The organism is Neorhizobium sp. T25_27 (genome assembly GCF_002968565.1).
Classification (GTDB): Bacteria; Pseudomonadota; Alphaproteobacteria; order Rhizobiales; family Rhizobiaceae; genus Neorhizobium; species Neorhizobium tomejilense.
The window spans coordinates 28,080-48,531 of record NZ_PVBJ01000015.1 but is presented as its reverse complement, the minus strand read 5'-3'; the positions used below and the strand labels follow the sequence as shown (position 1 = coordinate 48,531).

Sequence of the window (20,452 nt, the reverse complement as noted above, 5' to 3'; positions counted from 1 at the left end):
CTGCAAGCGACCTATTGCAGTTCATTGGCACAAACTAAACTGCCAGTTTTGGAGATTTTCATTGGTCCAGTACAGACAAGGATCTCGCAGGACCGGAGCGACACGCCGTATCTATCATTCACTGCTCAACCAGATCGAGACTGGTGTCTATGGTGTCGGTGACGCTCTGCCTTCAAGCCGCTCGCTTGCGGAAGAACTGGGGGTTTCGAGGACGACGGTGACCGCCGCATTCGATCAGCTTGTTTCGGAGGGGTATGTCCGGGTACAGCAGGGACGGAAAGCGTGTGTCGCTTCAGCGGGGCGGCTGAGCCAGGTTGATCCGCCCGACTGTTTGGCGATCCCCGCTCGCCGGCTTTCCGCCTATGCAACTCGTGCGATGGCTCTGCCACCGAACAGCATCGCCGGGAGGCTGCCGCTCAAATTCGATTTCCGCTACGGCGATATTGCGGCAGAGGACTTTCCCAAGGCCCCCTGGCGAAAAGCGCTGAATACCGCCTTCCTCAGGCATCGCGACAGATTGGGATACGATGATCCCGCTGGAAGCCGATCCCTGCGGGAGGCGTTGCAGGGCTATGTCTGGCGGTCAAGGGGCATCAGCTGCGATCTCGGCCAGATCATTGTTGTCAACGGATCGCAGCAGGCGCTGGACCTATGCGCTCGGGTTCTTGTCAATCCCGGCGACCGTATCGTGGTCGAAGACCCGTGCTACGCCATGGCCAAGAACGTGATGCATGCCGTCGGAGCAAACATCGTTGCCGTACCTTGTGGCGCTCATGGCATAGATACCGCGAAGCTTCCCGAGGTTGGCGACATCGCGGTCGCCTATGTGACGCCGAGCCACCAGTTTCCTCTGGGAGGAGTCTTACCTGCCGCGCATCGCCAAGCCTTGATGGAGTGGTCCATGTCGGCGAGCGCTTATGTCATCGAGGACGACTACGACAGCGAGTATCGCTACGATGTCAGCCCCATCCCGCCTCTCTATCTCTCGGGGCAAGGGCGCGTCATCTATGTCGGAACGGTCTCAAAAACCCTGTCGCCGACGCTCAGGCTCGGATACGTCATAATTCCGCATCCACTCGTCGAGGCCTTTATCGAATGCAAGCGGATTGCCGATCGGCACACATCCACGTTCGAGCAGGAAGCTCTCGCCGCGCTGATCGAGACCGGTGCCTACGAGAGGCATGTCCGCAAGATGCGGAGGCTTAATGCAGAGCGACGCGCCGTATTTTTGGCGTCGATGACCAGCGCTTTTGTGGACGACATCGAGATCGTCGGCACGACTGCGGGACTTCACGTCGTCGTGTGGTTCAACACCATTTCCTGCCGACAAGAGGCGCGTTTCGCCGATATTGCCCGAAGCCACGACATTGGAATCTATCCCATCGCTCGCCTGTTCTCATCGCCGGCTGATGAACGAGCCGGATATATCTTTGGCTATGCCTCCATGTCCGTCGATCAACTCGCCAAAGGAGTGGAAAAGTTGCATCGCGCATACCTCGGCTTCATCGGCGAAGAGGTCCGTCCAGGCGGGAGCGGGAGCCAAAACGGGAAGACTTTGAGCGTCACATAGTTTCGACCGGCGGCTATGCGACGCATCCGCTGTTTCTGTGACTTTGAGAAGGAACGTCTTCCGGTAGAGGGTCGATTTTCAGATCTGCGCAGATGACAGCGGACGTCGGCGGGATTTCTTAAATCCCTGACCCGTCGAACTGCTGTGTGTCGCGGCCTTCCCAGGGTGAGGGCAGCGAAAGGCGATTGAGGCTGGCCGAGGGCATCGGCATCCAACACTTCAGTTCCGGCTCGGCGTATTCGATGATGTGGCCGGGCGAGGAATCAGAGGCGCGCCAGCCTTCTCCACCGAACTGATCGCCATTCGACCAGTACGCGAGGTCAACTTCTGCCGGCCCCTGTTCGGACGGCCGGATGGTGACCAAGATTCGGCTACCGTCCTTCGGTGCGCTTGCCATGTGGCGCCAGCGATCTGTCTCGTCCATCGTTTTTCCTCCTGCCTTGCTGCAGGTTGAACTGTCGCCTCGCTATCGAAAACGGTCAACTCAAACTTTGCAGAACCATCCTCCGTCAGTCGACGCCGGTTCGCCGGAAGGCATAGGCTTCGCCACCGCTGAACCCGGGCTTGCCGGGAAGACGACGGTGTGATTGCCGTTGACGAAGGTGCGGTGGTCCGCGACCATTGCGGCGCTTGCGAAAATTGTGGACCTGTCAGCGAACTTCCGACTTCCACCACAGTTTGCGGTAGGTAAGTGATGGATGAGTAGAAACCTCGCGTCTAGCAGGATCACAGGTGAAGCCGTACCGAATGATCGTCATCGGGAACAAGAACATCGTTTCCTCCGAAATTCGCGATGCCTGGAAACAAGCAGGGGTCGGGTTGCGAGGCCCCGTTTTGCCGTCGGCTTTCGAAATGGGTCTCGTACGGGCTGCCCATGGCGTGCTGATCGATGCCACGGAGGATGCCAATTTCATGTTTCGGATATCCGAGCAGCTTGAAGCGGCTTCGGTTCCCTTTGTCTTCGTGGTTCGTGAAGAGCGGCTTCTCGGACATAAGGGCCCTTACGTGCTCGGAGTTCGGCCAGAAGATATCAAAGACATTGTCGAAGAACTGCTTCAGCAATACGACAGCGGTGTCCGGCACTAGGATTGGTTTCGTTCGGTCGACGAATGTGCCGCGAAATTCTTTAGCATCAGCCTGAACAGCTGGAGGCGAAGAGCCTGGCTCGTTTGTCCCAGAGGACGTTGAAGTTTTGCCTCTATGATCGTTCGATCGGCAAGTGCACCGGCTTCCCTGTCGGAGCGGACGAAACGACGCGCCATACGGTGGACCCAGGGGACGAGATCGTCGATCTTAGGATTCACATCTTCCTGGCTATTGGGACTTGGTGTACCCGGGACGACGGTCATTCGTAGCTCCCTCCTTACGCCAGACAATCCAGCAAGCTGTCGTGTCGTTCCGGTACGGTAGCGGACAATCGAAGTGCTGGCCGCTCGGTGCGTCCCTACCTGACGCGCCAGCGTGCAAGGCTTGCTGGCGAAGATCCAAAGGAGTAGACTTCATCTTATCGTTCGCAGACTAAACAGGGCGCGAACGGCTGAGGGTTACAGTGTGCTCTTGCCCCCAATCGTGGGAAGCACACATGGCCGCGCCTCCGCAGTTCAATATGCCGAACAAGCTTCTGGCATTGCTTCCTTCAGCCGATTACAACCAGATCGCGCCGGACCTGAACCATGTCGTCCTTCCGAGAGGAAGCTTGCTCGGCGAAATGGGGAAGCCCATCAAATACGTCTATTTTCTCACGTCCGGGATAGGTTCCGTCGTTGCAACGACGCCTGAGGGGCATCGCGCCGAAGCAGGTCTGTTTGGTCTTGATGGTTATGTCCCCACCTCGGCCGTCGCGGGCGCGGAAATCAACGCGCACGACGTCGGCATCCAACTGGAGGGCGATGGCTACAGGATGGACTACGATGCATTCCGCGGCTGGATGGAGGGGAACAGGAGCCTTTCCAAGGTGATGATCCGCTCGTTGGAGGCGTTTTCGATCCAACTCGCCTATACGGCCGCATCGAACGCTCTTCATGACGTCACGGAGCGGTTGGCCCGCTGGCTGCTGATGTGTCATGACCGGGTTGCCGGCAATGAAATCAACCTCACTCACGAGTTCATTTCGTTGATGCTGGCCGTCCGCCGGCCGAGCGTGACGACGGCTCTGCATGTGCTTGAAGGCAATGGATTCATCAAGTCCGAGAGGGGTCACATTACCATTCGCAACCGGGCCGCTCTCGAAGAGTTTGCGCATGACGCCTATGGAAGGCCGGAAGAGGAATACCGGCGTCTGATGAGAGACCTTTTCTGACGCATCAGATGCGTTAGATTTGCCGTCGATCGAGCTTTCACCGAGCGAACCGACATGACACGCTACTTCTTCCATATCCGGCGGAATGACGAGACGGTCCTCGATGAGGAAGGCGACGAATTCGCCAGCCTCGACGACGCGCGGGTCAGCGCCGTCAATGCCGTCCGGGAACTAGTGGCGGCAAAGATCAAGAGAGGCCTGATGATCCTGAACGAGCATATGGAAGTGCGCGACGAAGCAGACGCGCTGCACCTGGTCATCTCGTTCCACGAGGTGATCGAAGGCCAGCTCAAACGCTGAGAGCGGTTCAGAATTCCCCAATGAGGCGGCGGAATTCCTCTTCCGGCTTGCCGTAGGCATTGCCCGCGAACTCCTCCATGCCCTTCCGATCCCGGATGGTGATGCGGCCGCGTTCTGCGCGGATGAGCTTCTTGCCTTCAAGGACATGCAGGGCGGTGGTGACGCTTGGTCTGCGAACGCCGAGCATCAACGAGATGAAGTCATGCGTCAGCGCGATCTCATCGCCGTCCACACGGTCGTGGCACATCAGCAGCCAGCGCGCGAGACGTTCATCGACTTGATAGGTGACGTTGCAAAGCGCCGTATAGGATATCTGCGAGGCAAAGGTTTGGATAAATCTGGCGAGGAGATTGGCAAAAACCGGATGTTGCGAGAGAGCCCGAATGACGGCGTCGAGCGGCATGCGAAATCCATGCCCCTCGACCTGCATCAGCACTTCATGGACGCTGATCGTGCCGCCGACGCCGGCCGAGGTCGGCGAAAAACCCTCGCGGCCGAACATTCCAGCTTCAGCCCGCTGACCGTCCGACGAGATGGTGATGACCGACCCGATCCCGTTGCTGAGAAAGTAGACATAGTCGATCGGCCTGTCTGCCTTGACAATGATGAAACCTCTGCCGAGATCGACGGGCTCAAGCGCGCCGGCGACGCTATGAAACTCGTCGTCCGGCAACAAAGCTAGCAGTCGGTTTCGCTTTTCAGGGGGTTCTGCGGCGGACATGGCTCTCGCTGAGGTCGGGCGGGAGCCGAGAGCTTCCGGCCGCCATGCCCAGAACTGACGGACGGTTGTCGATTCTATAGCATCCTGTTGTTCCAGGTGTTTTTGCGTACGCTGGCAGACGCTTCGCCCGTTTTCTTCCATGTGGGGTAATCTCATGGTTCTTCATTTCAGGAGGGCGTAAAATGGAGAACCACGAACCCGTCTTGCTGCTGGAGGATCAGGCTCTTATTGCCATTTACATGGAGGAATTGCTTCACGAGGCCGGGTTTGACAATATCAGCACACTCTCATCCTGCGCTGCCGCGGCGGAGTGGCTTCAGAAGAACACACCCGAGCTTGCCGTGATAGAAACCCGGCTCAGGGACGAGCCATGCGACGCCATCGCCGCCGTTCTCAACCAGCGGGGCGTTCCCTATATCGTCCACTCGGTAGAGCGGGACGGCAGTGGAAATCACCCCTACATGGGCACCAAATGCAAATGGATCGACAAACCGTGCGATCCGGACGAATTCGTGAAGGCCGTGAAAGAGTGTGTGCCCAGCCGCAGGAAACCAGTGCCCGCCGCCTCGGGCACCCAATACCAGGAGCAGTGCCACCAGCGGTAGACAAGTTCCTTCTCATGCAAAGTGGCCGGTGCCGCGGTAGGGTCAGGCTCGAGGCAGGGAGGCTGTTGAATTCAGCCTCCCCTCACAAGGGGACTGGTCAGGCGGGAACAGCCAACGGGCGCGCTCTGGTCGATGAGGATCTTCCCGTTGCAACTGCCACCATCGGCATGCCGGCTTCCAGGCATGCCGCAATGAAGGCTTCGCGGGCGATCTCGACTGGCGCTATCCTCTTCAGCGCCGCCCGGCATCTCTGGACGGCGCGGTCATAACGCTCCCCACGCTTGAGGGGCCATTCGTTCTCGAGAAAGTCCAACGCGTCGTGGACGTTGTGGAAAGTATGGTTGAGACCGTTCGGCAGCCGGATGTTTACCGGCGCGCGGAACGGCATTTCCGGGATGTTCATGATCTCCTCCTTTCACATGCCGGATGAAAAAGAAGCAGAATCGATTTGGTTATTGGCCGCTGGGATTCAAGAGGTCGTGCGGTCCGCTGTGATTAGTTGTTATCGCCGAGCTGAGCCGCAAGGTGAATTCGGGCACGGTTGACCCGGCTCTTGATGGTGCCGAGCGGGCAGTCGCAACGTCGTGCCGCAACCTCGTAGCTCTCCCCCTGGATCAGGACGATATCCAGGGCCTGGCGATAGTGAGCGGGCAGTTCCGAAAATGCCTTTTCAAGTTCCCGGGCGCGGACCGACCATTCCTGGGGCGCCTGGACCGACGGCTGTGCCGAAATGCCTTCTCCCAGACCGATCACCTCTCGCTTGGCAAGGCCAAACTTCGTGCAGAACGTGTTGCGCATGATCGTGAAAAGCCAGGATTTCAGGCTGGTGCCCGGCTGGAACTTGTCGAGATTGGCCAGCGCTCTGAGAAGGGTCTCCTGCACGAGATCATCCACGTCGCTCGGCGTCCGGTGAAACCGGCGCGCGAAGGATCTGAGCGCAGGTATCAGATCCACGACCTCGGAACGAATATGAGAAATGGAATTATCGACTGCCATGGGGCCTCCTGACATGACAATCGACGGAACTGCGGCCGGAGCCATTTGTTCCGATGTTTTATATGAATCCTGGGCCGTGGCGGCAGGGGGCGACGGCATCATAGTCAGCGAGGTTGTCGGGGCCTCTCGCCGGTACCGTCACGTCTTCTTGTCAGGGAGCTTGCAATCATTTCGTTCCCTCACTGCGAATCCTTATTGCAATTCATTCGCAATTGCAGAATATGAATGTAACGAGAGTGTCCATCGTTGTTGCAGACGATCTCCGAGCTGCGACGAGGCCATTTCGACCACTGACTGCAATTAAGTCCTATTCGCAAAAGGAGGCGTGCATGCTTGACAAGATACGACGGCTGGTCCTGACCGGAATGGTGGGAACGGCGTTCGCCGCCGTTCTGGCGGTCATGCCGGCATCGGCTCAGGACAAATTCAAGGCGGTGACGACTTTCACGGTGATCGCCGACATCGCGAAAAACGTCGCCGGCGACGCCGCGGTCGTCGAATCCATCACCAAGCCCGGTGCGGAAATCCACAACTACCAGCCGACACCCGGCGACATCCAGCGGGCGCAGGGCGCCAAGCTCGTCTTCTGGAACGGGCTCAATCTCGAGCTCTGGTTCGAGAAGTTCTTTCAGAACCTGAAGGCCGTGCCGGGCGTCGTGGTCTCGACAGGCGTCGAGCCGATGGGCATCGTCGAAGGCCCGTATGTGGGCAAGCCCAACCCGCATGCCTGGATGTCTCCCACCGCGGCGCTGATCTATGTCGACAACATCCGCGATGCCTTCGTGAAGTACGATCCGAAGAATGCCGCGATCTACAAGGCCAATGCTGAAGCCTACAAAGAGAAGATCAAGGCCGCCATAGATCCCATCAAGGCCGAGCTCGCCAGGGTGCCGGAAGACAAGCGGTGGCTTGTGACGAGCGAAGGCGCCTTCTCCTATCTCGCCCGCGATTTCGGCTTGAAGGAGTTTTACCTGTGGCCGATCAATGCCGACCAGCAGGGCACGCCGCAGCAGGTTCGCAAGGTGATCGACGCCGTCCGTAAAAACCGGATCGGTGTCGTTTTCTCGGAAAGCACGATTTCGCCGAAGCCAGCCGAACAGGTGGCGCGGGAAACAGGCGCCAAATACGGCGGCGTTCTTTATGTAGACTCGCTGAGCGAGGCCGATGGCCCGGTTCCGACATATCTCGATCTGCTGAAGGTGACTTCGGATACCATCGCCAAGGGCCTGGCCGCCTCGCCCTGATATCTGTCGTGCGCCCATTCGCGATCCGGCGGGTGGGCGCGTACATTTGCCGTTTTCAAGAGGATGTTGCCCATGAATGCTCAACCCCGTTGGCCGAACCATGCTCCTTCCGGCTCTGACGGAATCATGGTCGACGGCGCGACCGTGACCTACCGCAATGGCCATACGGCCATACGGGATGCGAGCTTCAGTATTCCTCAGGGAACGATTACCGCGCTGGTGGGGGTCAACGGTTCGGGCAAGTCCACGCTGTTCAAGGCGATCATGGGTTTTGTGCGTCTGGCGAAAGGCGACATCCGGGTGCTCGGCATGTCGGTCAAGGAGGCGCTGCGCAAGAACCTCGTTGCCTATGTGCCGCAGTCGGAAGAGGTCGACTGGAACTTTCCGGTGCTGGTCGAGGATGTCGTCATGATGGGCCGCTACGGCCATATGGGCATGATGCGCATTCCGAAAGCCGCCGATCACGAGGCCGTGGCGACGGCGCTGGCCCGCGTCAGCATGAGCGAGTTCCGCAAGCGCCAGATCGGAGAACTGTCGGGCGGGCAGAAGAAGCGGATTTTCCTGGCGCGCGCCCTGGCGCAGGACGGCCGCGTCATCATGCTCGATGAGCCCTTCACCGGCGTCGACGTCAAGACGGAGGACCAGATCATCACCTTGCTTCGCGAGCTGCGCGACGAGGGCCGCGTCATGCTGGTCTCGACGCACAATCTCGGCTCGGTGCCGGAATTCTGCGACCGGACCATCCTCATCAAGGGGACGGTGCTCGCCTACGGGCCGACGGTCGAGACCTTCACCCAGGAAAACCTGGAAAAGACCTTCGGCGGCGTGCTGCGTCATTTTGTACTCAGCGACGCGCAGAACGGAAGATCGACGTCGATCGGCCTGATTAGCGACGATGAGCGGCCCCTGGTGCTTCGGGGCGGGAAGGCGACCAACCGTGCATCGGACGAGGAAGGCGGAGGCCGCGAATGATCGCCGTTCTGATCGAACCCTTCACCTACAACTATATGCTGAATGCCATGTGGGTCTCGGCCCTTGTCGGCGGCGTCTGCGCCTTCCTTTCCTGTTACCTGATGCTGAAAGGCTGGTCGCTGATCGGCGATGCGCTCTCGCATTCGATCGTTCCCGGCGTGGCAGGCGCCTATATGCTCGGGCTTCCCTTTTCGATAGGCGCCTTTTTCTCCGGAGGGCTTGCTGCGGCCACGATGCTTTTCCTCAACCAGCGCACCAAGCTGAAGGAAGATGCCATCATCGGCCTGATCTTCTCCTCCTTCTTCGGGCTGGGGCTGTTCATGATCTCGCTGAGGCCCATGGCGGTGAACATCCAGACGATCGTGCTCGGCAACATCCTCGCCATCACGCCCGAGGACACGCTGCAGCTTGCCATCATCGGCTTCGTGTCGCTGGCCGTTCTGCTCGTCAAATGGAAGGACCTGATGGTAACCTTCTTCGATGAGAGCCACGCCCGATCGATCGGGCTCAATCCGACAGCGCTCAAGATCGTCTTCTTCACTCTTCTGTCGGCTTCGACGGTTGCTGCGCTCCAGACGGTCGGGGCCTTCCTGGTCGTCTGTATGGTGGTCACGCCCGGCGCGACCGCCTACCTCCTGACCGACCGTTTCCCGCGCCTCCTTGTTCTGGCGGTGATCATCGGGTCGATCACCAGCTTTGTCGGCGCCTATGCGAGTTATTTCCTCGACGGGGCGACCGGCGGCATCATCGTGGTGCTGCAGACGGCTATCTTCCTGATCGCATTCTTCCTGGCGCCGAAGCACGGGATGTTGGCGGCGCGCAGGCGGGCAGCCCAGGCACTGGAGGAGGCCCCATGACCATTGTCGATACGCTTCTCTCACCCTTCCAGTTCAGCTTCATGGTCAATGCGCTGCTGATCTCGGTGCTGATGGCCGTGCCGATGGCGCTTCTGTCCTGCTTCCTTGTCCTGAAGGGCTGGTCGCTGATGGGCGATGCGATCAGCCATGCCGTGTTTCCCGGCGTGGTGATCGCCTATATCGTCGGCATGCCTCTCGCGATCGGCGCTTTCGCAGCCGGCATGTTCTGCGCCATCGCCACCGGCTTCCTGAAGGAAAACAGCCGCATCAAGCAGGACACAGTGATGGGCATCGTGTTCGCCGGCATGTTCGGGCTCGGCCTCGTCCTTTATGTGAAGATCCAGTCCGACGTGCATCTCGATCATATCCTGTTCGGCGACATGCTCGGCATCTCCTGGCGTGACATCGGCGAGGCGGCCGTCATCGCGGCGATCACGGCCGGCATTCTCGGTGTGAAATGGAAGGATTTCCTGCTGCACGCCTTCGATCCGGCGCAGGCAAGGGCCGTGGGACTGAGGGTCAATTTCCTGCACTACGGTCTTCTCGCTCTCATTTCGCTGACCATCGTCGGTGCCCTGCAGGCGGTCGGCATCATCCTTTCGATCGCCATGCTGATCGCGCCGGGAGCCATCGCCTTCCTGCTGACCCGCAAGTTCAGCACCATGCTGGTCCTGTCGATTGCCATTGCCGTGACCGGTTCGTTCGCCGGCGTCTACCTGTCCTTCTTCATCGACAGCGCTCCGGCCCCGACCATCGTGCTCCTGCTGGCGATCGGTTTCGTGCTCGCCTTCATCCACGCTACCCGCAAGGCTGCCCGGGTCGAGACAACCGAAACGATCTAGCAAGGGGAGGGGAGCGCCTCGGGTGCGCTATGCCTTCAACCATTTGCGGATGCGCCCCTGTGCGTTGGCATAGGGAGAGGAGGTATTGAACTGGATCATTCGGCCTTTGGTCCATTTGTCATACCAGGGCTTGCCGTAGAGTTCGTCGTTCGACCGGGAGGATATGGTCTCGACCAGACGTTCCTTCGCTGCGGTCAAACGGTCGAGCAGTTCCCGCCAGTCAAGGGATTGGTAGTCCCGGTAGAACTTCTGGGCGAGCAAGCCGAGTTGGTTCCATTTGAAACCGGTCTCAGGGAAGTCGACCGGTTCTCCCCTGCCGTCGCGATCCAGCCACTTCAGCACAAGTTCATTCCATCCCAGCAGATAGGCGACCAGATCGGCGGGACTCATCACGGTTCCCGCAGCGTGTCCCTCCAGCGAGGATTCGCGGGCGCGGCTTTCGGGCACCTGACCGAGGTCGGCCGTCAATTTGTCGAACGTCGTGCCGATCGCGGCAAGAAGCTCGGTTTTGGAAGCAGGGACAGCCATTCTGGATCTCCACGACGCGGCCTCTAGCATGGACGACAGATATGCTCCGCGATCCTGCGGGTGAAGCTGCCGTCATGCCGCAGTCGAACGGCGGCCCATGGCACTCCCTGTCAATCCAGCAGTTGACTCCAGATCGGGCTGACGATAATTAATAGATTGACTAGTCGATTAATTATATCGGCCGTTTGAAAAGGCGAAAAGTTGCATGCGTAAAGTTGATCCCGACAAGCACGACGCCCGGGTGCGGCAAATCCTCGATGCCGCCCGAGCCTGCTTTGCAGAAAAGGGTTTTCATCAAACCAGCACCGCAGCGATCTGCGCCCGGGCTGGCATGAGTCCCGGCAACTTATTCCATTATTTTTCCAGCAAGCAGGCCATTATCGCTGCCATCGTTGATGGGGAGCGCAGGGACGTCGCCGAATACTTCAGCTCCGCTATGCAAGCGGCCGACTTGCTGGGTGAAATTCTGGCGTTCATGGACATGATTTTAGCCCTGGCTGCCGACAAGACCTTCGCAGGACTGGCCCTCGAGATCGTGGCCGAAGCAACCAGGGACCCGGAAATCGGGGCGCGGGTTTCTCGAAACGACGTCGAACTTCGCAGCGCGCTTCAAGCTCTTATTACCGCCGCCGAAGAACGCGGCCAGGTCGGCAGGGCGCTTCCTTCCGCCGATGCCGCCACGTGGATCGCCACGCTGATCGACGGGATATTTTCGCGCGTCGGTATCGATCCCGACTTTAGCCCCAAGGCCCACAGCAGCACCCTGCGCCTGATGATCACCCGCATGCTCTGCGCGGATGCGGCGTGACCTCTCTTTAAGTATCAGACAATAATTGGATATCAGATCATGGTTCTGCGTCCCGCTGTCCAACAGCGCCTGACGAACATCGACGCGCTTCGCGGTTTTTCCTTGTTCGGCATTCTTGTCGTCAATATCTCGGTCTTCGCTTCGACCTTTTACGGTTCCGGAGCGCCCGATCCAGCGTTCAGCAGTCAGTTCGACAGGCTGGTTCAGGGATTTGTGGCGTTGTTTTTCGAGACAAAGTTCTATCTCCTGTTCTCGTTCTTGTTTGGCTACAGCTTCACATTGCAAATGCGATCCGCCGAGCGGGCGGGCCAGGTTTTCGTGCCCCGCATGGTGCGCAGACAGCTAGGCCTCCTCGTTATCGGGGTGGCTCATGCGGTGCTGCTGTTTCACGGCGATATCCTGTCCACCTACGCGTTGCTGGGAATAGCGCTTCTGGCGATGCGTCACCAATCGCCTCGGCGAATGCTCAAGACGGCGGGCTGGCTGATCATCGTGACTGCATCGATCTGGATATTCCTGGGAAGCCTTCAGCTTCTCGAGGGCGGTATTGGTGATGTCGAACAGGCATCGATACGTGCCGAAGCGGCCAGGGCGACCTATACCGGTTCTCCGGCCGGCGTGATCTGGCAGCATATGCGGGAGCTTCCCCAGATGGGTCTGGTTTTGGTCTTGATGCAGGGGCCATGTGCGCTGGCAATGTTTCTCATCGGTTTTGTCGCAGGGGAAAAGCGGATATTTGAGCGGCTGGAGGATCATCAGCCCATGCTGCGACGCTTTGTGCTGGCTGGGTCGGTCGTCGGGCTCACGGGAGCTTCGGTCTTTGCGGTTGCTACTGTATGGCTGGCAGGTTCCGGTTGGGAGCCGCTCGGACTGGGAATAGGTCTCCTTACCGCTCCTCTGTTATCCGGCGCCTACGTGGTGGTAGCGATGAAGGTCTTCCGGTCGCGGATCGGCGACTGGATCACCGGGTGCCTTGCCCCAGCAGGGCGCATGGCCCTAACCAACTATCTGTTTCAGTCCTTGGCCTGCTCGCTGATCTTCACCGCTTACGGCTTGGGGCTCGTGGGAGAGATCGCTCCTGCCTGGACGGTTGCACTGGCTCTTGTGATCTTTGCGGTTCAATTGTTTTTGAGCCACATGTGGATGCGCGTGTTCGCCTATGGTCCCTTGGAATGGGTCCTGCGGGCCCTTACGACTGCATCCTGGCCTGCCTGGCACGTGTAGACGCAGCGGCCGACATAAGCCGGAGTTGACGCGCATCAAAGAACGCTGTGGCGGAAGGGCGCATAGACAGACCTGACTGTGCCGTGCCAATAACGGATGTCCAGATCGGACATCGGCGGCTGGCCGCAACTGATGAGGGGACCGTGAAGAACCGCAGAGCGCCTGGCTGGAGTGTTGTGTTCGCGTCTATCGCGGCCTACGCGCTCGTCGTGCAGATGGTGCTTGGCTCCGTCCTTCTCGGCTCAGCGGTTGCAGCTCCTGTCATCGATGATTTTGGAAACCCGCTTTGCATTACCCATGCCGGCGGTAGCGGCCAATCCGATCACAAGGATGGCCCAAAACTGCCCGAGTGCTGTACCCAGGCATGCAGCGTTCTCGCTCCGGCGCTCGCGCCGCAGTTTTCCGACAATTTTCTGAGCAACCGGCTGGAGGCCACTGTCAAGCCGGTTCCGGCCGAAGCGGATATAGGTCCCTTCGAACGGCCCGAGACCTCCCCCGGAAATCCCCGCGCGCCACCGCCGGCAGCTTGATCGCAAAGCGCTCCAAGTCGTGCCGCTCTCTGTTCCGTGAACTCGTTTCGGCCAAAACGGCAATGACGCGGCAAAAGCCGTGCAGAGCGCTCTGGGCCGCCGGCCGTATCGGAGCACGGGCAGGATCGCCTTTTCAAACCATCAATCCACCCCGGACCGGCGCCTTCCCGGCTGCCCGTCACCTGAAAATCAGGCCGTCCAACGCGCGGCCAAGCATGGAGATTCACATGTTGAAGAAAATCACCACAACCGCCGCCATCCTCATGGTCGGTAGCACCGCCGCTCTGGCGCATGTCACCCTGGAAGCAAAGGAAGCTCCCCTGGGCGCCACCTACAAGGCGGTGCTGCGCGTGCCGCACGGTTGCGAGGGCAAGCCGACGAACACCGTGCGCGTCCAGATCCCGGAAGGCTTCTACGGAGTGAAGCCGCAGCCGAAGGCCGGCTGGACGCTCGGCAAGGTCAAGGGCGCCTATGCCAAGGCCTATGACAATCACGGCTCTCCCGTCACCGAAGGGGTCAAGGAAGTGGTCTGGAGCGGCGGCAACCTCGGCGACGACGAGTATGAGGAGTTCGTGCTGCGGGGCACGATTGCCGTGGATCTGAAAGCCGGCGACATGCTCTATTTCCCGGTGATCCAGGAGTGCCCGGAAGGCCTCAAGGAACGCTGGATCGAAGTGCCTGCCGCAGGCCAGAAGGCGTCGGACCTCGAACTCCCGGCCCCGGGCGTCAAGCTCCTTCAGAAGACCGGCAACTGAGCGATCGATCCACCCGGGAGCATGAAGGCCGATGACGCCGCTTTGCTACAAGGCACTTTCACTGACCGGCGCTCTGCAGCGGTTTGCTTATGCGATCCTGTTGTGGTCGGTCATGACGGCGGCGGCATCCGCCCATGCATCCCTCAACACGACCGAGCCGCGCGACGGTTCGGTCGTGTCCACGGTCCCGCGCGTGATAACTCTGACATTCAGCGAGCCTGTCTCGCCGACCAGCCTCAAGCTCACGCGGCCGGACCGCAGTTCAGTCACTCTCAAAAGCTTCGTCCTGAAGGACAGGACAGTCGAGATTACCCCGCCGGAAGACCTTGCGGACGGGAGCTATCTTCTCTCCTGGCGGGTCGTTTCGGAGGATGGCCACCCGATCGGCGGCTCGGTCGTCTTCTCGATCGGGCGGCCGAACGCCGACGCCCGGGGCACGGTGGTCGATATCGACGGGCCGGTCCGCGCCGGCCTCTGGATCGGCAAGGTGGCGCTCTATGTCGGTCTCTTCCTGGGGGTCGGCGGCGCTTTTGCCATCCACTGGTTCGCGGACGGTTCCGGGAATGCGTTGAGGCAGGTGCTTGCCGCCCTCGGCGCCGGCCTTGCGGGTGCCTTGCTTTCAGGAGGCTTCCAGGGCCTCGATACAGCGGGCGAGCCTGTTTCGCGGCTCTTCGTGCCGGCTGTCTGGAAGGCGGGAATGGCCACGAGCTTCGGGCCGACGGTCATCTTTGCGATCGCGGCCCTGGCGCTTGCAGGGCTCGCTCTGGCCAGCGGTCGGGGCAGGGATGCCCGCTGGATATCGATATCCGCCGTCATGACCGTGGCATTCGCCCTCTGCCTCAGCGGACACGCGAGTGCGGCAGACCCGCAATGGCTGATGCGCCCGGCCGTTTTCCTGCATGTCGCGGCCATAACTGTCTGGGCCGGCGCGCTGCTGCCGCTCCTGGCGGAATTCGGAAAAGACAAAGAAGCTGCCGGCGCGGCATTGCATCGCTTCTCGGTCTTCATACCTTCGGCTGTCCTGGTCCTTGCCGTGGCCGGATGCGTGCTCGCCGTCGTCCAGGTCCGCACTCCGGCTGGGCTGGTCACGACGGCGTATGGGATCGTATTCCTCGTCAAGCTCGGGCTGCTCGCCCTGCTGTTTGCCCTGGCAGCCGTCAACCGGTGGAAACTCACCTCATGTTCGAGGAAGGGGGAGCCTGCGGCGATCCGCCAGCTCGTTCGTTCGATCGCTGCGGAGACTGTCATCCTGCTCCTCATCTTCGCGGTGGCTGCGACGTGGCGCTTCACGCCGCCGCCACGCACCTTGATCGCTGAAGTCCAGAGGACTGCCGTGGTTCACCTGGAGACTAGCAAGGCCGTGGCTGATGTCAGGATCACGCCGGACAGGGTAGGAAAGGTCGCGATATCCGCGGTCATCGCCAAAAGCGACCGGTCGCCGCTCGATCCTCAGGAAGTAACGGTCGTGCTGTCTAACCCGGGGGCGGGGATCGAGCCGATAAGGCGGAAGGCCGAGAAAGGCAAGGACGGCTGGTCGGCGCCCGATATCGTGCTTCCCGTACCCGGGCGGTGGCGGCTTCGCCTTGACGTGATCATCAGCGATTTCGAGATCACCAGGATGGAAGGCGAGATCGAAATCGCGCCTTGACCCGACGCCAGCCGGACGCTCCTTAAGGGCGGAGCGTCCGTAAGCCAACGTTCCTTTATCCTTCCGCCACCCGCCGTCGCACGCGGGTCAGCATCGGCCCGTATTCGAGAATAAAGAGGCCGAACGCGGCAAGCCATGCGGTGCCGGAGAGTGAATAGATCAGGCTCGTAAATTCCGGAAACAGGCCGGTGCTTGGCCTTAGAAGGGCGCAGAGCACGATTGCCGCATAGCAAGCGACGGTTGTTCGCGACGCGGTCAGGGCGCGCCCGGTATGGCCCCGGCTTGCCCTTGTCATGACGGCGAGCATCATCGTGGTCACGGTTCCGACGCTCAGGACGTGGATAGCGGAGGTCTGGTCGAAGAGGTTCACGGCTGCAAGGCCGATCGCAAGGAACCCCAGCGGTACGAACAGGTAGGCGATATGCAGGATCGTCACCAGCATTTCCGCGGTCGTGGTCCAGCCCCGCCAGCGCGCGAGCCGGATAGCCTGCATGGCCGCCGCCAGCCCTGCCGCCCCCGCAACGAGCTTTCCGTCGTCCAGAACGACCCAGGCGGCCAGGGCGGCGACCCCGCACAGGATGGCCGCCGTATCAAACCGGTCATAGGCGGCGGGGAAATCCGTCCGACCGGTCTTGTTGATCCAGTTGCGGGTGAAGCTCGGGATGATTCGCCCACCCACAACGAGGATCATTGCGGTATAGGCCGAGAGGGCAAGCTTGATCCCGATGGATGGGTGCTGCCCGCCAGCCACCGCCAGATGATACAGGATGTTTGCAGCGGAGAGCGCGACGAGGCCGGTGATGACCTTCAGGTCCTTCCACTTCCGTCCCGCGACTACTTCGCGCACGCAGATGAAGAGGAGGAGGGGCAGAAAAGCGCTGTCGGCCAGGATGGCGGCCGTGGTGCCGATAAAGTCGGACAGAAGCAGCGCCAGCCGGCCGGAGATCCAGACGAGGAACAGGAAGACCAGCGGCCAACCGGACACCGGCAGCCTGCCGGTCCAGTTCGGGACCGCGGTCAGCAGGAAACCCGCCAGCACGGCGCTCGCATAACCGAACAGCATCTCGTGTGCATGCCAGTGGACGGTGCCGTAGGAAACCGCCACGTCGATCAGTCCGGCCAGGCTTGCCATCCATAACAGCATCGCGGCAGCCGCCCAGAGGGCCGACGAGAGAAAGAACGGCCGGAAGCCGTAGGAGAATATGATGGGAGCGGTTGTGGAAAGTCCCCTCGGGATGCTCCCAGGTCGCCGCCCGGCCGGAATTGTCGTCATCTTCGGAACTCCTTGTTCGGCATCCTTGTAACGGCGGCGGCGCCCCCCCTTCATTGCGGCGTCGCAAGCAGACGCGGGAATGTTTGCTGCCGGCGCGGCAATAGCGCATCTTCGATCTCGCCGCGGGCTGTGCTAGGTTCGCGCTGACCCTAGCGGAGCATAGGCCGTTGAAGATCGATAAGAGCCTCGTGAGAAGTTTTCCCCTGTTCGAAAGGATGGAGGATGCCGATACGGAAGCGCTTCTTGCTCACGCAACTTCCCGTCGGGTGCCGGTCGGCGAAGCGGTCTTCGAACAGGGGGCGGCCGCGACGCATTTCCATCTGCTTCTGCATGGCAGGCTGAAAGTCACGCAGGTCACCGAAGACGGTCAGCAGATCATCGTGCGCGTTGTCCACCCGGGTGATCTCTTCGGTTTTGCCAAGGCGCTCCAGCGGACGGACTATCCCGGCACGGCGATGGCCGTTTCGGAAAGCATCGCGCTTTGCTGGCCGACGGAACTCTGGCCGCAGTTCGTGGATCGCAATCCCCGGCTTGCGGTCACGGCCATGCAGACGATCGGGCAGCGCCTGGAAGAAGCCCATGCCCGCATCCGCGAAATGTCGACACAGGAGGTCGAGCAGCGGGTCGCCCACGCGGTTCTGAGGCTCGCTAAGCATGCGGGCCGCAAGGAGGGCGATGCGGTGCGGATCGACTTCCCAATCTCCCGGCAGGACATAGCCGAGATGACCGGCACGACGCTGCATACCGTCTCGAGGATCATGAGCGCTTGGGAGGCGAAAGGCCTGGTCGAAGGCGGGCGCCAGAAGCTGCTGGTGAAGGATGCCGAAGGCCTGCTGGCGCTGGCTGAAAGCACGAAGGGATAACGGGAGCGAGATAGGCGTTCCTGAAACAACCGCCGGACAACCCGGCGAGATGCCTCAGATCTCCCGGGTGATCGACTCGCTCAGGCGCTCGATTTCCTCGATGATGAACAAGGCCGGATCGTCTGCAGCGCCGGATGCTACCATCTCGTAGACCGCATGGCGCTTGTCCCGGACATTTCCCGCATGCGAAACGAGCGGCGCCCTTTCGTGGTGCCGTGTCTCTCCCCAGCGCCTGATCAGCGTTAGAAGCTTCATGATGTCATCATCGAAGCGTTCCACGGCGGGTCGTAGGTCAGTTCCACCTCGACGCTCTTCACGCCGGCAACCGATGCGGCACAGGCCTGGATGGCTTCCTTCAGAAAGGTCGAGGCGGGGCAGCCTTTCGTCGTGGTCGTCATCGATATGTGCATGTCGCCGGCCTGATCCACCTCGATGCGGTAGATGAGGCCCATGTCCACGACGCTGCGTCCCATCTCCGGATCGATGACCATGGAAAGTTGTTGCCTGACCTGTTCGATCAGGTTGGCCTGCTCGGACGTGTCAGGCATCGGCAACCCCTTTGCCGATACGGATCATGATGCGGTAGGCGCTGCCGTCCCGATCGAAATTGCCCACCCATTGATGGCCCCGGCGCGTCAGTTCCGGGAACAGGAAGACCGGTTCGCGTGCCAGCACCGCGAAGATCACTTCGCCCGCGTCGAGTGCTTCGGCCGCGCCGAGAATTCGCTGCATCGGTTCCGGCGGATCAAGGTCGGAAAGGTCGAGCTGCACCGACGGCTCCGCCCAGAGTTCGGGCGAGACCGCGTTTTCCGAGAGCGCGACCGCTTCTTGCTGGCGCGGCGTGAAACGGACCTCGAAATCCCCGCCGTCGAGTTCGATAATGGCGTGATCGAAGCCCTTGGCATCCATGACGCGATAGAGCGGTTGCGGCTTGAAGGGCGCAAGCAGCCTCAGTCCCTGACCGGGCTGCAGCGCCCCGACCGCCGTCATGATCGCTTCGAAAGGCTCGCCGCCGTTCTTCAGGATCGGCCTGACATCGAGTTCCTTGAATTCCTGGGTCATCGTGACCTCCCGTTGAAGCTTGGTAAAATGAGCCGCCGTGCGGCGATGGCCGATGGCAGCCGGGTCGCGACCGGGACCATGGCGAGGCGGCGGGCCTGAATGAACTCGAAGGCGAGAGCGCAGACAGCCGTGAGCTGAGCGAATGTAGCCGCCCTGAACATGTCCGGCATGTCGAGGATCAGGACCGCGGTCGCCGTTGCCGTCGCGGTGAAATAGAGCCCGAACCACAAGGAAGCCCGCCGCTCGTTGACGAGGTCCTGGACGCGCGGGACGGCTGTGCGGCCAAGAACGGGGCCGTAAAACTCCAGCCACGTCATGAATGCCACGATCTTGTAGAGCTGCCCGAGGCCGAGCCCGGTCAGCCATCCGAACGTGAAAAGATAGGCGACGGGCATCACCATCTCAGGCAGATTGCCGATCACGATAGAGGCCGCGAGAAGAACGAAGCAGAAGAGCAGCATGCCGATCGCCACCAGGCTCGCCATCACGTTCAGTTCAACGGACTTCCGTTTCCGCTCGCGGAAGATCGAGTGGATATCGATGGCGTAGAAAAGAGCGGCAAGTCCCGAGAGCGCTATCGCCAGGTGAAGCGGCCAGTCGGCGGGCAAGCCGGCGCCATCGGAGAAAATGCCATAGCCGGCGGCCAGGAGAGCGGTGGCCGATAGCCAGCCGATCGCCCGGCTTGTCCCGCTCGTCCTTTCGGGCGACAGCAGGAACATCGTCAGGAGGCGATAGCTGACGCCGATCGCGGTGATGGTCATCCATCCGAACAATCCGAGATAGGCGTGCGCCGGTCCGGCCGAGAGCAGCAGCCCGACGAGACGCGGATCATCGGTGAGGCCGGAGAGGGAAAGGGCAAACAGCAGCCCGACCAGCGCCGTAATGATCAGTGGCACGCAGCCGAGCGCGACGAACTTTGCCGGCAGCGAGTACGGCCGGGCTGCCGCAAGCGTCCCCGCGACCATCCAGCAGAGGCCCGCGAATGCCACGGTCAGGAGAAGGCCTCCGGCCGGCAGCATCCACGTCCAGAGGGGCACGAGATCGGCCAGCCCCAGGAACCCGCCGAGCAGCAGGAGAAGCCCGATCATGGTCAGCAGCAAGGCGGGCAGGGCGAGATGGGGGGATTGCAACTGTCGCGAGGCGATTACCGGCACGAACTGAAGCAGCGATCCGGCAAACAGGAGGCCGAGCCAGCCGACCGCGATCAGGTGGACGATCACCAGCGAGGCCGGGTCGTCGATGGGAGCGGATGGATATCCGAAGCCCGATATCGTCAAGGCCAGCCCGGCGACCAGGCAGACCAGCGCCGTCGCGAAATAGGACATCGTCCAGGGGGAGAGAGTGGCGCCGGGCAT

At 60.9% G+C, this 20,452-nt stretch carries 25 protein-coding genes; 14 read left to right on the top strand and 11 right to left on the bottom strand.

What is annotated here, in order from left to right:
• Window positions 1-61: 61 nt before the first annotated feature.
• Window positions 62-1,570, top strand: coding sequence for a PLP-dependent aminotransferase family protein (locus C5J24_RS28825; RefSeq protein WP_105422889.1), 1,509 nt, complete (start codon window positions 62-64; stop codon window positions 1,568-1,570).
• 118 nt (window positions 1,571-1,688) lie between these two features.
• Here C5J24_RS28825 and C5J24_RS28820 read toward each other — a convergent pair whose 3' ends face one another.
• Together C5J24_RS28820 and C5J24_RS32120 are read right to left on the bottom strand one after the other, a co-directional pair.
• Entirely contained in the window at window positions 1,689-1,994 is a 306-nt protein-coding gene (locus C5J24_RS28820) for a hypothetical protein (RefSeq protein ID WP_046604592.1), read from the bottom strand.
• 302 nt (window positions 1,995-2,296) lie between these two features.
• Window positions 2,297-2,653, bottom strand: a complete 357-nt coding sequence (locus C5J24_RS32120) for a hypothetical protein (RefSeq protein ID WP_172724177.1) — start codon at window positions 2,651-2,653, stop codon at window positions 2,297-2,299.
• A 499-nt stretch (window positions 2,654-3,152) separates the two neighbouring features.
• Between C5J24_RS32120 and C5J24_RS28805 the strand changes: the two genes are divergently transcribed.
• Both C5J24_RS28805 and C5J24_RS28800 read left to right on the top strand, forming a co-directional pair.
• Window positions 3,153-3,869: a Crp/Fnr family transcriptional regulator gene (locus C5J24_RS28805; RefSeq protein WP_105422883.1), complete on the top strand. Its 717-nt coding sequence runs from the start codon at window positions 3,153-3,155 to the stop codon at window positions 3,867-3,869.
• 54 nt (window positions 3,870-3,923) lie between these two features.
• On the top strand, window positions 3,924-4,169 hold the full coding sequence (locus tag C5J24_RS28800; protein WP_105422881.1) for a hypothetical protein: 246 nt from the start codon (window positions 3,924-3,926) through the stop codon (window positions 4,167-4,169).
• A gap of 7 nt (window positions 4,170-4,176) precedes the next feature.
• Here the strand turns inward: C5J24_RS28800 and C5J24_RS28795 are convergent, their stop codons facing one another.
• A complete protein-coding gene (locus tag C5J24_RS28795) occupies window positions 4,177-4,890 on the bottom strand; it encodes a Crp/Fnr family transcriptional regulator (protein ID WP_105422879.1) in 714 nt (237 codons plus the stop codon).
• A gap of 182 nt (window positions 4,891-5,072) precedes the next feature.
• On the opposite strand from C5J24_RS28795, the gene C5J24_RS28790 reads away from it, so the two are divergent.
• A complete protein-coding gene (locus C5J24_RS28790; protein ID WP_105422877.1) occupies window positions 5,073-5,495 on the top strand; it encodes a response regulator in 423 nt (140 codons plus the stop codon).
• 97 nt (window positions 5,496-5,592) lie between these two features.
• On the opposite strand, the gene C5J24_RS28785 is transcribed toward C5J24_RS28790, so the two are convergent.
• The gene (locus tag C5J24_RS28785; protein ID WP_105422875.1) at window positions 5,593-5,898 is read right to left on the bottom strand and encodes a DUF982 domain-containing protein; all 306 of its coding nucleotides are present in this window, start codon (window positions 5,896-5,898) and stop codon (window positions 5,593-5,595) included.
• 92 nt (window positions 5,899-5,990) lie between these two features.
• On the bottom strand, window positions 5,991-6,491 hold the full coding sequence (locus C5J24_RS28780) for a sigma-70 family RNA polymerase sigma factor (RefSeq protein ID WP_105422873.1): 501 nt from the start codon (window positions 6,489-6,491) through the stop codon (window positions 5,991-5,993).
• A gap of 329 nt (window positions 6,492-6,820) precedes the next feature.
• On the opposite strand from C5J24_RS28780, the gene C5J24_RS28775 reads away from it, so the two are divergent.
• The 4 genes from C5J24_RS28775 (at window position 6,821) to C5J24_RS28760 (ending at window position 10,406) form a co-directional block, all read left to right on the top strand.
• Window positions 6,821-7,735, top strand: coding sequence for a metal ABC transporter substrate-binding protein (locus tag C5J24_RS28775; protein WP_105422871.1), 915 nt, complete (start codon window positions 6,821-6,823; stop codon window positions 7,733-7,735).
• 72 nt (window positions 7,736-7,807) lie between these two features.
• A complete protein-coding gene (locus C5J24_RS28770; RefSeq protein ID WP_105422869.1) occupies window positions 7,808-8,707 on the top strand; it encodes a manganese/iron ABC transporter ATP-binding protein in 900 nt (299 codons plus the stop codon).
• Window positions 8,704-9,564: a metal ABC transporter permease gene (locus tag C5J24_RS28765; RefSeq protein ID WP_105404471.1), complete on the top strand. Its 861-nt coding sequence runs from the start codon at window positions 8,704-8,706 to the stop codon at window positions 9,562-9,564. The genes C5J24_RS28770 and C5J24_RS28765 overlap by 4 nt, the downstream gene beginning before the upstream one ends.
• On the top strand, window positions 9,561-10,406 hold the full coding sequence (locus C5J24_RS28760) for a metal ABC transporter permease (RefSeq protein ID WP_105422867.1): 846 nt from the start codon (window positions 9,561-9,563) through the stop codon (window positions 10,404-10,406). The genes C5J24_RS28765 and C5J24_RS28760 overlap by 4 nt, the downstream gene beginning before the upstream one ends.
• A 27-nt stretch (window positions 10,407-10,433) precedes the next feature.
• Here the strand turns inward: C5J24_RS28760 and C5J24_RS28755 are convergent, their stop codons facing one another.
• Window positions 10,434-10,934 (bottom strand): ClbS/DfsB family four-helix bundle protein, encoded by a 501-nt coding sequence (locus C5J24_RS28755; protein ID WP_105422865.1) that lies wholly within the window; start codon window positions 10,932-10,934, stop codon window positions 10,434-10,436.
• A 205-nt stretch (window positions 10,935-11,139) separates the two neighbouring features.
• Between C5J24_RS28755 and C5J24_RS28750 the strand changes: the two genes are divergently transcribed.
• The 5 genes from C5J24_RS28750 (at window position 11,140) to C5J24_RS28730 (ending at window position 15,899) form a co-directional block, all read left to right on the top strand.
• A complete protein-coding gene (locus tag C5J24_RS28750; RefSeq protein ID WP_105422863.1) occupies window positions 11,140-11,742 on the top strand; it encodes a TetR/AcrR family transcriptional regulator in 603 nt (200 codons plus the stop codon).
• 39 nt (window positions 11,743-11,781) lie between these two features.
• Window positions 11,782-12,966, top strand: coding sequence for a DUF418 domain-containing protein (locus tag C5J24_RS28745; RefSeq protein WP_105422862.1), 1,185 nt, complete (start codon window positions 11,782-11,784; stop codon window positions 12,964-12,966).
• Window positions 12,967-13,109: 143 nt separating this feature from the next.
• On the top strand, window positions 13,110-13,496 hold the full coding sequence (locus C5J24_RS28740) for a hypothetical protein (RefSeq protein ID WP_172724176.1): 387 nt from the start codon (window positions 13,110-13,112) through the stop codon (window positions 13,494-13,496).
• A 227-nt stretch (window positions 13,497-13,723) separates the two neighbouring features.
• Window positions 13,724-14,251 carry a YcnI family protein gene (locus tag C5J24_RS28735; RefSeq protein ID WP_105422860.1) on the top strand — a complete coding sequence of 176 codons (528 nt, stop codon included), beginning with the start codon at window positions 13,724-13,726 and terminating at the stop codon, window positions 14,249-14,251.
• Between the two features lie 31 nt (window positions 14,252-14,282).
• On the top strand, window positions 14,283-15,899 hold the full coding sequence (locus C5J24_RS28730) for a copper resistance CopC/CopD family protein (protein WP_105422859.1): 1,617 nt from the start codon (window positions 14,283-14,285) through the stop codon (window positions 15,897-15,899).
• A 55-nt stretch (window positions 15,900-15,954) separates the two neighbouring features.
• On the opposite strand, the gene C5J24_RS28725 is transcribed toward C5J24_RS28730, so the two are convergent.
• Window positions 15,955-17,172, bottom strand: a complete 1,218-nt coding sequence (locus C5J24_RS28725; RefSeq protein ID WP_105422989.1) for an NnrS family protein — start codon at window positions 17,170-17,172, stop codon at window positions 15,955-15,957.
• Between the two features lie 167 nt (window positions 17,173-17,339).
• Here C5J24_RS28725 and C5J24_RS28720 point away from each other — a divergent pair, with 167 nt between their 5' ends.
• The gene (locus tag C5J24_RS28720) at window positions 17,340-18,035 is read left to right on the top strand and encodes a Crp/Fnr family transcriptional regulator (protein WP_105422858.1); all 696 of its coding nucleotides are present in this window, start codon (window positions 17,340-17,342) and stop codon (window positions 18,033-18,035) included.
• 54 nt (window positions 18,036-18,089) lie between these two features.
• Here C5J24_RS28720 and C5J24_RS28715 read toward each other — a convergent pair whose 3' ends face one another.
• Genes C5J24_RS28715 through C5J24_RS28700 form a run of 4 tightly spaced genes read right to left on the bottom strand, consistent with a single transcriptional unit; the run spans window position 18,090 to window position 20,452 of the window.
• Window positions 18,090-18,290, bottom strand: a complete 201-nt coding sequence (locus C5J24_RS28715) for a hypothetical protein (protein WP_105404466.1) — start codon at window positions 18,288-18,290, stop codon at window positions 18,090-18,092.
• Entirely contained in the window at window positions 18,287-18,583 is a 297-nt protein-coding gene (locus C5J24_RS28710; RefSeq protein WP_105404465.1) for a metal-sulfur cluster assembly factor, read from the bottom strand. Before C5J24_RS28710 ends, C5J24_RS28715 begins: the two co-directional genes overlap by 4 nt.
• On the bottom strand, window positions 18,576-19,097 hold the full coding sequence (locus tag C5J24_RS28705; RefSeq protein WP_105422857.1) for a DUF2249 domain-containing protein: 522 nt from the start codon (window positions 19,095-19,097) through the stop codon (window positions 18,576-18,578). Before C5J24_RS28705 ends, C5J24_RS28710 begins: the two co-directional genes overlap by 8 nt.
• Complete coding sequence (locus C5J24_RS28700) at window positions 19,094-20,452, bottom strand: hypothetical protein (RefSeq protein ID WP_105422856.1); 1,359 nt, start codon at window positions 20,450-20,452, stop codon at window positions 19,094-19,096. Before C5J24_RS28700 ends, C5J24_RS28705 begins: the two co-directional genes overlap by 4 nt.